This window comes from Pseudoalteromonas luteoviolacea, from assembly GCF_021654285.1.
Taxonomy (GTDB): Bacteria; Pseudomonadota; Gammaproteobacteria; order Enterobacterales; family Alteromonadaceae; genus Pseudoalteromonas; species Pseudoalteromonas luteoviolacea_J.
Genome location: NZ_JAKFZS010000100.1, coordinates 1 through 746, shown reverse-complemented (window position 1 = coordinate 746; position 746 = coordinate 1). Strand labels below are relative to the sequence as shown.

Below are 746 nucleotides of genomic sequence, written 5' to 3'. Positions count from 1 at the left end.
ATTCACCACCTGACCAAATTTATCCGTGCCCGTGATGGTGACTGTGATGCCATTTAAAAGATCATCATTTTGATCAACCTTGCCATCTTGGTTGATGTCCAAGAACACTTTACCTGATACCGACTTATCACCCGCTTTTGGTTTCTCTGTGAAGGTGATTTCTGGCGTTGCCTCTGTGCCGACAATGACTTTTGCGATGTTGCTGACAACCCCTGCTTCAGTACCAATGTAGCGATTACCCGTTTGGTGATCTCCACTCGCTATTTGCGTGATGGTATAGCCATCGGCATTTGATTCAATCAAACCTGTGAAGCTGAATTCACCGCTGGCATTGGTCGTCGTTGTGGTGTCCACCGCCTGACCAAACTTATCTGTGCCCGTGATAGTCACTGTGATGTCTTTTAATTGCACGTCATTTTGATCAACCGCGCCATCTTGGTTGACATCCAAGAACACCTTACCTGATACTGACTTATCACCTGCTTTGGGTTTTTCCGTGAAGGTGATTTCAGGTGTTGCGTCTGTGCTGATTACCACTTTTGCGATATTGCTGACAACGCCTGTGCCTGAACCAATGTAACGATTACCGGTTTGGTAAGTGCCACTCACTATTTGCGTGATGGTGTAGCCATCTGCATTGGATTCAATCAGACCTGTGAAGTTGAATTGACCGCTCGCATTCGTTACTACACTTTGAGTTACCGCCTGACCAAACTTATCCGTGCCCGTGATGGTCACCGTGATGT

General features: G+C 46.6%; 1 protein-coding gene. It reads right to left on the bottom strand.

The window, feature by feature from the left end:
- A partial coding sequence (locus tag L1077_RS27185) for an SdrD B-like domain-containing protein (protein WP_237139885.1) occupies positions 1–746 on the bottom strand: 746 nt, incomplete at both ends.